This window comes from Streptomyces sp. 142MFCol3.1, assembly GCF_000424945.1.
In the GTDB taxonomy this organism is placed as follows: domain Bacteria; phylum Actinomycetota; class Actinomycetes; order Streptomycetales; family Streptomycetaceae; genus Streptomyces; species Streptomyces siamensis.
Genome location: NZ_KE384280.1, coordinates 9,817 through 21,381 on the forward strand (window position 1 = coordinate 9,817; position 11,565 = coordinate 21,381).

Consider the following 11,565-nt stretch of genomic DNA (forward strand, 5'->3'; position numbering starts at 1 on the left):
GCTCCGGGCTCCGGGCTCCGGGCTCCGGGCTCCGGGCTCCGGGCTCCGGGCTCCGGGCTCCGGGCTCCGGGCTCCGGGGATCGTGGGCCGCCCGGGGTCAGCCGGCGAGGTTGTCCGCCATCTCCTCGGTGAGGTTCGACTCCGTACCGGGGATGCCGAGGTCTTGGGCCCGCTTGTCGGCCATCGCCAGCAGGCGGCGGATACGTCCCGCGACGGCGTCCTTGGTCAGCGGCGGGTCGGCGAGCGCTCCCAGCTCCTCCAGGGAGGCCTGCTTGTGCTCCATGCGCAGCCGACCGGCGGCGGCGAGGTGCTCGGGCACCTCGTCGGCGAGGATCTCCAGGGCGCGCTGCACGCGGGCCCCGGCGGCGACGGCGGCACGGGCCGAGCGACGCAGGTTGGCGTCGTCGAAGTTGGCGAGACGGTTCGCGGTGGCGCGGACCTCGCGGCGCATCCGCCGCTCCTCCCAGGCCAGCACCGACTCGTGGGCACCCAGCCGGGTGAGCAGCGCGCCGATCGCGTCACCGTCCCGGACGACCACGCGGTCCACCCCGCGCACCTCGCGGGCCTTCGCCGCGATCGAGAGCCGGCGGGCGGCGCCGACCAGGGCGAGCGCGGCCTCCGGACCGGGGCAGGTCACCTCCAGGGAGGAGGACCGGCCCGGCTCGGTGAGCGAGCCGTGTGCGAGGAACGCTCCGCGCCAGGCCGCCTCCGCGTCACAGGTGGCCCCCGAGACCACCTGTGGGGGCAGTCCGCGGATCGGACGGCCGCGACCGTCCACGAGACCCGTCTGGCGGGCCAGCTGGTCGCCGCCCGCGACGACGCGCACGACGTAGCGTGAGCCGCGGCGCAGTCCGCCGGGCGCCATCACGATCAGCTCGGAGCTGTGACCGAAGATCTCCAAGATGTCCCGCTTCAGGCGGCGTGCCGCCATCGCGGTGTCCAGCTCCGCTTCGATCACGATGCGGCCGCTCACCAGGTGGAGGCCGCCGGCGAACCGCAGAATGGCGGAGACCTCCGCCTTTCTGCAGCAGGTCCGCGTGACGGGAAGCCGGGAGATCTCGTCTTTCACCGCTGCCGTCATCGCCATGGGCCGATCCTTCCATGCATCCGAAAAATACGGTCGTACGCGGCTGCCAACAGCTCCGGGTCGTGCCGCGGAGATCCGTCGGGCCGGGCCACCGGCGCCAGCTCGACCGCGGCGCCGAACCCCTTGGCGGCGTCGGTGAGTGAGTCGCGGTCGGGCACGGCGGCCTCGTCGGCCAGCACCACGTCCAGGGCGAGTTTAGGGGCGTGTCGCCCCAAAACCTCCAAATGACGCTGCGGGGAGAAGCCTTCGGTTTCTCCGGGCTGCGGGGCGAGGTTCAGGGAGAGTACCCGGCGTGCCTTGGTCTGCGTGAGCGCGTCCAGCAGCTCCGGCACCAGCAGATGCGGGATCACCGAGGAGAACCAGGAGCCCGGCCCGAGGACCACCCAGTCCGCGTCCAGGACCGCCGCCACCGCCTCGGGGACGGCCGGCGGGTCGTGCGGCACGACGTGCACGGACTGCACCTCGCCGGGCGTGAGCGCCACCGTGGCCTGGCCCCGCACCGTGTCGACGTCGTCGGGCCGGTCCGGGTCGTGGCCCTTGACCAGGGCCTGCAGTTCCAGTGGGACGGCGGACATGGGCAGCACCCTGCCCTGCGCGCCCAGGAGTCTGCCGACCAGGTCCAGTGCCTGGACGTGGTCGCCGAGCTGCTCCCAGAGGGCGACGATCAGCAGATTGCCGACGGCGTGTTCGTGCAGGTCGCCCTTGGACTGGAAGCGGTGCTGGATGACCCGCGCCCAGGTCTGGCCCCAGTCGTCGTCGCCGCACAGGGCGGCCAGGGCCTTGCGCAGGTCGCCGGGCGGCAGGACGCCCAGCTCGTCGCGCAGGCGCCCGCTGGAGCCTCCGTCGTCGGCCACGGTCACGACGGCGGTGAGGTCGCCGGTGATCCGGCGCAGCGCGGCGAGAGAGGCGGACAGGCCCATGCCGCCGCCGAGGGCGACGACCTTGGGCTGGGTGCCCCGACGGCGCGGGCGCCCGCCGCGCGCCTCGGCGGGCGCACCACCCCGTCCCTCCGGGGTGGTCCGCCGCAGCCTGCTCAGCCGCAGTGCGGCACGTCCTGTCATTCGCGTCCCATGTCACGGTGCACGACGACGGTCTCCACACCCTGGGAGGCGAGTCGCGCGGCTAGCTTCTCGGAGGTGGCGACCGAGCGGTGCTTGCCGCCGGTACAGCCGACCGCGATGGTCACATACCGCTTGCCCTCGCGGCGATACCCGGCGGCGATGAGCTGCAGCAGCTCGGCGTAGCGGTCGAGGAACTCCTTGGCGCCGGGCTGGTTGAAGACGTAGGCCGCGACCTCTTCGTTCAGGCCGGTGAAGGGGCGCAGCTCCGGGACCCAGTGCGGGTTGGGCAGGAAGCGCATGTCCACCACGAGGTCGGCGTCGACCGGCAGGCCGTACTTGAAGCCGAAGGACATGACGGTGGCCCGCAGCTCGGGCTCCTCCTCGCCCGCGAACTGGGCGTCCATCTTGGCGCGCAGCTCGTGCACGTTCAGGCTGGAGGTGTCGATCACCAGGTCGGCGTCGCCGCGCAGCTCGCGCAGCAGCTCACGCTCGGCGTCGATGCCGTCGACGATGCGGCCGTCACCCTGGAGGGGGTGCGGGCGCCGCACCGACTCGAAGCGGCGCACCAGGGCCTCGTCGGAGGACTCCAGGAACACGATCCGCCGGGTGACGTGCTTCGACTCCAGGTCGGCGAGGGACTCGCGGAGGTTGTCGAAGAAGCGGCGGCCGCGTACGTCGACGACGACCGCGATCCGTGCCACATTGCCCTGGGACCGGGCGCCGAGCTCCACCATGGTGGGGATCAGGGCGGGCGGCAGGTTGTCGACGACGAACCAGCCGAGGTCCTCCAGACACTTGGCCGCCGTCGAGCGGCCGGCTCCGGACATGCCGGAGATGATCACCAGCTCGGGGATGGCCGTGTCGGGAACCCCGGCCGTCTCGATGCCCGTACCCACTTGTGCTCCGTCTTCCTGGGGCGCTTCGCCCGCCAGGTGATCCTCGCTCGCTTCCCTGTGCGCCTCGTCCGCGGGCGCCGCGTGCGGCGCTTCGTGTGCGGGCGCTTCGTGTGCGGGGCGGGCCCCTGGGCCCTGCGGCTGTTGTTGTTCTTCGTGTGCGTCGTGCTCGGTCATGTCTCCTGCCCCCGTCGCTCGTCAGAGGCGCCCGCGGTCACGGGCTCCTCCGGGGAGCCCGCCGTCGATTCGGGCGCCCCGTCTTCCTCGTCTCCCATGATCTCTCCAGTCGCCGTGTTCACGGCGGGCGCGGCCGGGGCCGCCTGGGCGAGTGCCACGGCGATGGTCTCCGCCGTCTTGCGGCCTATGCCGGGAACATCGCAGATCTGGTCGATTGTCGCGGATCGCAGCTTTTTGACCGAACCGAAGTGCTTGATCAGCGCCTGCTTGCGCGTCTCCCCCAGGCCCGGCACGTCGTCCAGGGGGCTGGACCGGAAGCGCTTGGCCCGCTTGGCGCGCTGGTAGGTGATCGCGAAGCGATGGGCCTCGTCACGGACCCGCTGGAGCAGGTAGAGGCCCTCGCTGGTGCGCGGCAGGACGACCGGGTCGTCCTCCCCGGGCAGCCAGACCTCCTCCAGACGCTTGGCCAGTCCGCACACCGCGATGTCGTCGATGCCCAGTTCGTCGAGGGCCTTCTTCGCCGCCGCGACCTGCGGCTGTCCGCCGTCGACCACGACGAGCTGGGGCGGGTAGGCGAACCGCTTGGGACGGCCGTCCTCCTCGGTGAGCGCGCCCTCGCCGTCGGCCCACTCCCCCGTCTTCTCCTTCTCCGCCAGGTAGCGCCGGAAGCGACGGGTGATCACCTCGTGCATCGACCGGACGTCGTCCTGGCCCTCGAAGCCCTTGATCTGGAAGCGGCGGTACTCGCTCTTGCGCTGGAGCCCGTCCTCGAAGACGACCATCGAGGCCACCACGTCGTCGCCCTGGAGGTGGGAGATGTCGTAGCACTCGATCCGCAGTGGCGCGCTCTCCAGGTCGAGGGCCTCGGCGATCTCCTCCAGGGCGCGCGAGCGGGTGGTCAGGTCGGACGCGCGCTTGGTCTTGTGCAGGGCGAGCGACTGGAGCGCATTGCGCTGGACGGTCTCCATCAGCGCCTTCTTGTCGCCGCGCTGCGGGATGCGCAGCGACACGTTCGAGCCGCGGCGCTCGGTGAGCCATTCCTGGACCGGCTCCACGGGCGCGGGCAGCGCCGGGACGAGCACCTCCTTGGGGACGGAGTCGCCCTTCTCCTCGCCGTAGAGCTGCTGGAGCGCGTGCTCGACCAGGTCACCGGTGGTGACGGCCTCCACCTTGTCCGTGACCCAGCCGCGCTGGCCGCGCACACGCCCTCCGCGTACGTGGAAGATCTGCACGGCGGCTTCGAGCTCGTCCTCGGCGACGGCGATCAGATCGGCGTCGGTCGCGTCGGCGAGCACGACCGCGCTCTTCTCCATGGCCTTCTTAAGGGCCTCGATGTCGTCGCGGAGGCGGGCCGCCCGCTCGTACTCCATCTCCTCGGCCGCGTCCGTCATCTGCTTCTCCAGGCGGCGGATGTACGTCCCTGTACGGCCTGCCATGAAGTCACAGAAATCCTCGGCCAGTTCGCGGTGCTCCTCCGCGGGGACACGTCCCACGCACGGGGCGGAGCACTTTCCGATGTAGCCGAGGAGGCAGGGGCGTCCGGTGCGGGCCGCGTTCTTGAAGACGCCCGCGGAGCAGGTGCGGACGGGGAAGACGCGCAGCAGCAGGTCCACGGTGTCGCGGATCGCCCACGCATGGCCGTACGGGCCGAAGTAGCGCACGCCCTTCTTCTTCTGGCCGCGCATCACCTGTACGCGGGGGAACTCCTCGTTCATCGTGACCGCGAGGTACGGATAGCTCTTGTCGTCGCGGTACTTGACGTTGAACCGGGGGTCGAACTCCTTGATCCAGCTGTACTCCAGCTGAAGGGCCTCGACCTCCGTGGACACCACCGTCCACTCCACCGACGCGGCCGTCGTGACCATGGTGCGGGTGCGCGGGTGGAGACTGGCCAGGTCCTGGAAGTAGTTCGCCAGGCGCTGGCGGAGGCTCTTCGCCTTTCCGACGTAGATCACCCGGCGGTGCTCGTCGCGGAATTTGTACACCCCGGGCGAGTCCGGGATCTGTCCCGGCTTGGGGCGGTAACTGGAGGGGTCGGCCATGTCACACACCCTACTGGCGGGGACCGACAGCGCGGCGGGCTCCCGGCCTGCCTGTGGACAGAACTGCCGGGGCGGCTCGGACGCTCCCACGTGGCCTCGTCATCGGCCCGCGACCGCAGGCCGGCAACGACCCGGCACCGCGGGTCGGCGCCGCCCCCTCAGCGCGACTCCAGGAACGTCAGCACCACGAGGACCCGGCGGTGGTCGTCGGTGTCCTCCTGAAGGCGCAGCCTGCCCAGGATGCTGCGGACGCGCTTCTCGACGGTGCCCTCGGCGACCCACAGCCGACGGCCGATCCCGGCGTTCGAGCGACCCTCGGCCTTCAGCTCCAGGACTTCGCGTTCCCGGGTGCTGAGCAACGTCAGGGGTCCCGCTCCGCCCCTACCGCCCGCCCCGTCGGCCCCGTCGGCCGGGGACGGGCCGGGCGTAGGCCCCGCCCCCGGACGCCGGGCCGATCGCGGCGACCATCCCCGCTGCCGGGCCCGGTGCGGCGCCGCCCCGGTGCCCAGCCGAGCACCGTGGCGGCGCCGTCGGCCCCGTACCTCAGGACGGCGACGGCCCCGGTGCCCAGGACGAGTCCCACCGCGCGCGACCGCGGAGAACACCTCGCGCGGCGCATCACCACGGGCGACCAGGGTGGCGACGCGCCGCAGCGCGGCCTGCTCACGGTCGGCGCGGCGGGTCCGGGTGACGTCGCGGGCGGCGGCGGCGCCTTCGGCGCACGGCCCGCACGGCGCTGAGGACGAGGGCGACGAACGCGCCGACGCCCGCGACGACGGACGCCACGACGACCGCCGGGTCGGTGTGTTCCGCGCGGGCGGCAAGCACGCACAGCACGCTGTGGCGCATCGCGATGCTCCCGGGTGGGGGTGAGGAATGGAGGAGGGCTCCGGACGCCGCGGTGGAGCATGTTGAGCATCAGGTGTTGTCGCGGCTTGGTCAACACGCTTCAATGCGGGGGAACTCGGGGCGTGAACGGCTGCACCTGCGTGTGAACGGGCTCCCATGCGCCGACCTGGCGACCCCCGCGCCCCACACGAACGGCCTGACCAGCCGTTGTGGACATTCACAGAAAGGCCCCTGCATGCGGCACGGCACACAGCAGGCGGACAGCGCCGCGGCGGAACTGGAGACGGCCCTGCGGGGCGGGCCATTCCACGTCGCGCTCCGCGCCGCCATCACCGCCCGCGGCCTCCCCCTCCAGCGCGTGCAGCACCACTTGACCCGGTACGGGGTCAAGGTGGGGGTGACGAGCCTCAGTTACTGGCAGCAGGGCGCCCGGCGCCCGCAGCGCCCCGAGTCCCTGCGGGCCGTACGCGCCCTGGAGGAGATCCTGCGGCTTCCGGACGAGTCGCTGATCCGGCTGCTCACCGAGGCCGACGAACGGTCCGGCCCGGAACGCCCCGCGGGCCGCACCTACCGTTCCCTGGTGGCGGCCTCCAGCGTCCAGGAGCAGCTGCTGGCCGAGCTGGAGTCACCGCTCGACGGGGGACTGCACACCATCGGCCACCACGAACGCGTACACATCGGCGCGCACCGCGAACTGCTCGGCCGCGAATCGCACCACATAGTGCGGGCCCACAGGGACGGCGTGGACCGCTATGTCGCGATCCACCACGGCGACCCCGGCTGCGTGCCCGAGCGGATGACGGTGCGGGCCCTGGAGAACTGCCGTACGGGGCGGGTGCGCCGGCACCACGACACCGGGTTGCTCGTGGCCGAGCTGCTCTTCGACACACGCCTGCGCGCCGGCGACACGTTCCTCTTCCGCTACGGCTTCGACGACGGCACGGCCGGCGCGTCCACCGAGTACGTCCGCGGGTTCGGCTTCGCGGGCGGGCAGTACGCGCTCCAGGTGCGGTTCGCCGAGGGCGCCATGCCCGTGCGCTGCCACCGCTTCACGCAGCACTCGGCGGCCGCTCCGCGCGGCGGCCGCCAGGAGCTGACGCTGAGCGGCCACCACCGTTCGGTGCATCTGGTCGAGCCGCGTGTGCGATCGGGGATCGTGGGGATCGGCTGGGACTGGGAGTGACCGGGGCCGGGCGCCGACTCAGGCGCCCGGCCCCGCGACGATCCTCCCGCCCTTGGCCTCGACGGAAAGTTCGTTCAGCGGCACGGTCGCCGGCGCGTGCAGCACCTCGCCCGTCGCGGCGTCGAACTCGCTGCCGTGGCACGGGCACGTCAGTGTCGTGCCCTCCAGCTTGTTGATGGGGCACCCGGCATGGGTGCAGATCGTGCTGAACGCCTTCAGCGAACCGTCCTCGGCACGGCTGACCACGACGTTGTGATCCCGGTACAGCTTGGCGCCGCCCCTGGCGATCTCGCTCTCAGCGCCCAGCTCGACCGGCGCGGTCGGTGTCGCGGGGGCCGCGCCGCCCGTACCGCCGGAACAGGCGGTCAGGGCGAACCCGGCGACCGGGGCTGTCGCGGCTCCCCGCAACACGGTGCGGCGGCTCGCGGACGGACGGCCAGGCATGGCATCTCCACTGGTCGAGGGCGTTCTCGAAGGGCATCGGGCGGCATGGAGCGAGCCCTGTGCGTCCCTGCCTTCGGCGCCCGAGCGCGCCTGGGCACGCTTCGGGCCGTTTCGGCCGCCTCGACGGACGCGATCGCGTCGTTCGTCGACGATACCGGTACCGGTCATTCCGCCCGAGCCGGGGGAGGCCGGAGCCGAGCCGCGGCGAGCGCCGGCAAGGACACCCGCGCGTAAACGCTTACGCGCATCCTTGCGTAAGCGTTTACGCCGTGCCGCGGATGAGATACGTTCCCCGGCTAGGAAGCGGCTACGGGCGGAGGGAACGCCATGGCGACGATGGTCGATGTGGCTCGGCGCGCGGGCGTGTCCATCGCCACCGTCTCGCACGTGCTCAACGCCACGCGCCCCGTGCTGCCCGCGACGCGCCAGGCCGTCCTCGACGCCATCGACGAGCTCGGGTACACGCCCAACACCCTGGCCCGCTCGCTGGTGACCTCCCGCACCCGGTCCATCGGGCTCGCGGTGTCGGCGATCAGCAACCCGTACTTCACGGAGATCCTCCAGGGTGTCGAGGCCGGCGCTCTGCAGCACGGCTACAGCCTGCTCATCGCCGATCCGCACGACGACCCGGAGCACGAGCGCAAGGTCGTGCAACTGCTGCACGAACGACGTGTCGACGGCATGATCATCGCGCCCTCGGCGGAGCCGGAGGGGCTGCTGCGTCACCTCGCGCAGCACGAGGTGCCCACCGTGTTCCTGGACCGACTCGTCGACTCCCCCGCCGGCTCCTCCTTCCGCTTCGACCAGGTGTGCACGGAGAACACCGAGCCTGTGGCGCACCTGGTCACCCACCTCGCCGAACGGGGGCACCGGCGCATCGCCCTGGTCGCGGGCCTGCCCGGGCTCAGCACCACGACCGAGCGGATCACCGGCTACCGGCACGGCCTCGCACAGGCCGGGCTCCCCTACGACGAACGGCTCGTGGCCCACGGCAACTCCCGGGCGGACGCCGCCGAGAAGGCCACCCACGGCCTTCTGTCACTCCCGGCACCGCCCACCGCGCTCGTCACCGCCAACAACGCGATGACCATCGGCGCTCTGCGAACCCTGCGCGGCCTGCGCCTGTCCGTGCCGGACGACCTGGCGCTGTGCTGCTTCGACGACTTCGCGTGGGCCGACCTGTTCACCCCGCGGCTGACCGCGATCTCCCAGCCCAGCAAGGAGATCGGCGCCCAGGCCGTACGCCTGCTCCTGGACCGGCTGGCGTCCCCCGATCGGGCGGGCCGTACCCTCCGGCTGCCGTCCTCCTTCGTCCATCGCACGTCGTGCGGCTGCCCCGACAACTCCCCCGAGCCCGAGCACCGCAGGAAAGGACCCGAGTCGTGATCGTCGTCGCCGGTGAGGCCCTGATCGATCTGGTACCGCAGGGCGCGGGCGCCCTCGTGGGCCTGCTGCCGCGCCTCGGCGGCGGACCGTACAACACGGCGGTGGCCCTCGGCCGCCTCGGCTCCCCCACCGCCTTCTGCTCCCGCGTCTCGGCGGACGCCTTCGGCGAGGCGCTCCTGGGCGGGCTGCGCGAGGCGGACGTCGACGTCTCCCTCGTGCAGCGCGGCGCGGAGCCGACGACGCTCGCCGTCGCGACGATCGGCCCGGACGGCTCGGCGGGATTCTCCTTCTACGTCGAAGGCACGGCGGACCGCCTCTTCTCGGCGGCCGACGGGCTCCCCGACGCCGCGAGGGCGGTGTCCTTCGGTACGTGCTCGCTGGTCCTGGAACCGGGCGCGACCGCGTACGAGGAGTTGATGCGGGCCGCCGCCGCGCGTGGCGTGTTCACCGCGCTCGACCCGAACATCAGGGCCGTGCTCATCCCCGACCCGGACGCCTACCGGGCCCGGTTCAAGAGCTGGCTGCCGTCCGTGTCGCTCCTCAAGCTCTCGCAGGAGGACGCCGAATGGCTCGGCGGGACCCCGCGCGAGTGGCTGGCGTCCGGCCCCGGTGCCGTGGTGATCACCCGCGGCGGCGACGGGCTGACCGTGTTCACCCTCGACGGCCGGGAACTCTCCGTGCCCGGCGAACCGGTCGAGGTCGTGGACACCATCGGCGCGGGCGACACGGTGAACGCGGCGCTGCTGCACGGTCTGGCCGCCCGAAATGCCCTCTCACCGGCCGCGCTGACGGAACTGGACACCGACGACTGGACCCGACTGCTGCGCTTCGCGGCCCGCGCCGCGGCGATCACGTGCTCGCGCGCGGGGGCCGAACCGCCGTACGCCTCCGAACTCGGAGCCTTGTGAGCGACGCGCTCAGCCGCCGACCGCCCGCAGAGCGCCCGGCTGCCGCCCGTCGAGCCGGTCGAGCGCGGCGGCCGTGGCCTCGTCCGCGGGCAGGTGCACGACCATGCGGTGGCCGTCGTCCGGCAGTGCGAGCGTCTCGTACGACAAGCGCAGCGGTCCGACCTCGGGGTGGGTGACGAGGTCGATCCCCGCGCGGCGGGGCATGGCCGGTACCGCGGCGAGCCGGTCGGCGAAGCGGGCTCCCGCCGTGACGGTCAGCTCGTCGGCCAAGGCGGTGACATGGGGGTCGTGGAGCGGCGCCTCGTGCCGCAGGTGCGCGACCTGTGTGTCGGCGACCTGGTCCCAGTCGGTGAATGCGGTGGGGGCCCGCTCGTCGGTGAACACGTACCGGAGGATGTTCGGCTGCCGGCCGTCGAGCATCCCCAGTGGCCCGGTGAGGCGGCGATAGCCGCTGGTGTACGCCAGGATGTCGCCGATCCAGTTCAGGAGAACGGCCGGTGTGGGTTCCAGCCGCTCCAGCAGGGCCTGGACGGAGGGGCGCACCGCGTGGGTGGGCGCCGCGGCCGCCGAGCAGAGGATGGCGTCGTGACCGGACTCCTTGGCGAGCCGGCGCAGCAGGAACCGTTCCGTCACGGGCAGCTGCAGGGCGTCGGAGAGCGCGCCCAGGACCTGGGGCGAGGGGTTGCGGTCTCGGCCCTGTTCCAGACGGATGAGGTACTCGACGCTGATTCCGGCGAGCGTGGCCAGTTCGGCGCGGCGCAGTCCCGGCGTGCGGCGGCGGGGGCCGACCGGCAGCCCCGCCTGGGCGGGTGTGATCGCTTCACGTCGTGTGCGCAGGAAGGTGCCCAGTTCGTTGTCGCTCACCTGTCGAACGTACAGCGCGCGTGGCCTCGGATCGTGGCCCTGTCACTACCACCATCCGTCCGGTCTCCCTCCTTTCCCTCCGGCCCCGCACGGTGGTGCCATGACTTACGACAACTCCCCTGCCACGCACGCTTCGCTGCCGCTGTCCGCCGGCGACTGGGAGCTCGATCCGCTGCACTCGGCTGTCAACTTCACCATCCGCCACCTCGGGATCGCCAAGGTGCGCGGACGTTTCGCCGACGTGCAGGCCTCGCTCCACGTCGGTGAGACGGCCGACGCCATCAAGGTGGGAGCCGAGATCGCCCTGGCCTCCATCGACACCGGCAACCCGGACCGGGACGCGCACACCCGCTCGGCCGACCTGCTCGACGTCGAGAAGCGGCCGACGATGTCCTTCGCTTCGACGCGGGTCTTCGGCGACGGCGAGGAGTGGTCGATGGAGGGGGACTTGACCATCGGAGGCGTGACCCGGCCGGTGACGCTCGCCGTCGAGTTCGGCGGGGTGGTGGACTCCCCCGCCGACCAGCGCAGGCATGCGGGCTTCGAGGCCACGGGTGAGATCCGGCGCAGTGATTTCGGTCTGGACTTCGGGACCGGTTTCCTCGGTGATGTTGTCAAGGTGCAGTTGGACATGCAGTTCGTCGAGCCGCAGGGACAGGGCGGCTGACTGT

Annotated in this window: 11 protein-coding genes and 1 pseudogene; 4 read left to right on the forward strand and 8 right to left on the reverse strand. The window is 72.2% G+C overall.

Annotation, left to right across the window (positions count from 1 at the left end; all coding sequences use genetic code 11):
• Window positions 1-97: 97 nt before the first annotated feature.
• The 6 genes and pseudogenes from whiA to H305_RS49140 form a co-directional block, all read right to left on the reverse strand.
• On the reverse strand, window positions 98-1,087 hold the full coding sequence (gene whiA, locus H305_RS0143685) for a DNA-binding protein WhiA (protein ID WP_010987695.1): 990 nt from the start codon (window positions 1,085-1,087) through the stop codon (window positions 98-100).
• Window positions 1,078-2,148 (reverse strand): gluconeogenesis factor YvcK family protein, encoded by a 1,071-nt coding sequence (locus H305_RS0143690; protein ID WP_028805954.1) that lies wholly within the window; start codon window positions 2,146-2,148, stop codon window positions 1,078-1,080. Before H305_RS0143690 ends, whiA begins: the two co-directional genes overlap by 10 nt.
• Entirely contained in the window at window positions 2,145-3,218 is a 1,074-nt protein-coding gene (gene rapZ / locus H305_RS0143695) for an RNase adapter RapZ (RefSeq protein ID WP_028805955.1), read from the reverse strand. Before rapZ ends, H305_RS0143690 begins: the two co-directional genes overlap by 4 nt.
• The gene (uvrC, locus tag H305_RS0143700; RefSeq protein ID WP_028805956.1) at window positions 3,215-5,260 is read right to left on the reverse strand and encodes an excinuclease ABC subunit UvrC; all 2,046 of its coding nucleotides are present in this window, start codon (window positions 5,258-5,260) and stop codon (window positions 3,215-3,217) included. Before uvrC ends, rapZ begins: the two co-directional genes overlap by 4 nt.
• Before the next feature lie 158 nt (window positions 5,261-5,418).
• Window positions 5,419-5,628 (reverse strand): annotated as a pseudogene (locus H305_RS0143705) (response regulator transcription factor); the annotation flags it as partial.
• 295 nt (window positions 5,629-5,923) lie between these two features.
• Window positions 5,924-6,109, reverse strand: coding sequence for a hypothetical protein (locus H305_RS49140; RefSeq protein WP_037767570.1), 186 nt, complete (start codon window positions 6,107-6,109; stop codon window positions 5,924-5,926).
• Window positions 6,110-6,344: 235 nt separating this feature from the next.
• Here H305_RS49140 and H305_RS0143715 point away from each other — a divergent pair, with 235 nt between their 5' ends.
• On the forward strand, window positions 6,345-7,292 hold the full coding sequence (locus tag H305_RS0143715) for a hypothetical protein (protein WP_028805958.1): 948 nt from the start codon (window positions 6,345-6,347) through the stop codon (window positions 7,290-7,292).
• 18 nt (window positions 7,293-7,310) lie between these two features.
• Here H305_RS0143715 and H305_RS0143720 read toward each other — a convergent pair whose 3' ends face one another.
• Entirely contained in the window at window positions 7,311-7,736 is a 426-nt protein-coding gene (locus tag H305_RS0143720) for a Rieske (2Fe-2S) protein (RefSeq protein ID WP_028805959.1), read from the reverse strand.
• 327 nt (window positions 7,737-8,063) lie between these two features.
• On the opposite strand from H305_RS0143720, the gene H305_RS0143725 reads away from it, so the two are divergent.
• Together H305_RS0143725 and H305_RS0143730 are read left to right on the forward strand one after the other, a co-directional pair.
• A complete protein-coding gene (locus H305_RS0143725) occupies window positions 8,064-9,122 on the forward strand; it encodes a LacI family DNA-binding transcriptional regulator (protein WP_028805960.1) in 1,059 nt (352 codons plus the stop codon).
• Complete coding sequence (locus H305_RS0143730; RefSeq protein WP_028805961.1) at window positions 9,119-10,030, forward strand: carbohydrate kinase family protein; 912 nt, start codon at window positions 9,119-9,121, stop codon at window positions 10,028-10,030. Before H305_RS0143725 ends, H305_RS0143730 begins: the two co-directional genes overlap by 4 nt.
• Window positions 10,031-10,039: 9 nt before the next feature.
• Here H305_RS0143730 and H305_RS0143735 read toward each other — a convergent pair whose 3' ends face one another.
• Complete coding sequence (locus H305_RS0143735; protein WP_028805962.1) at window positions 10,040-10,894, reverse strand: helix-turn-helix domain-containing protein; 855 nt, start codon at window positions 10,892-10,894, stop codon at window positions 10,040-10,042.
• Window positions 10,895-10,994: 100 nt separating this feature from the next.
• Here H305_RS0143735 and H305_RS0143740 point away from each other — a divergent pair, with 100 nt between their 5' ends.
• Window positions 10,995-11,561 (forward strand): YceI family protein, encoded by a 567-nt coding sequence (locus H305_RS0143740; protein WP_028805963.1) that lies wholly within the window; start codon window positions 10,995-10,997, stop codon window positions 11,559-11,561.
• The last annotated feature ends 4 nt before the right edge of the window (window positions 11,562-11,565 follow it).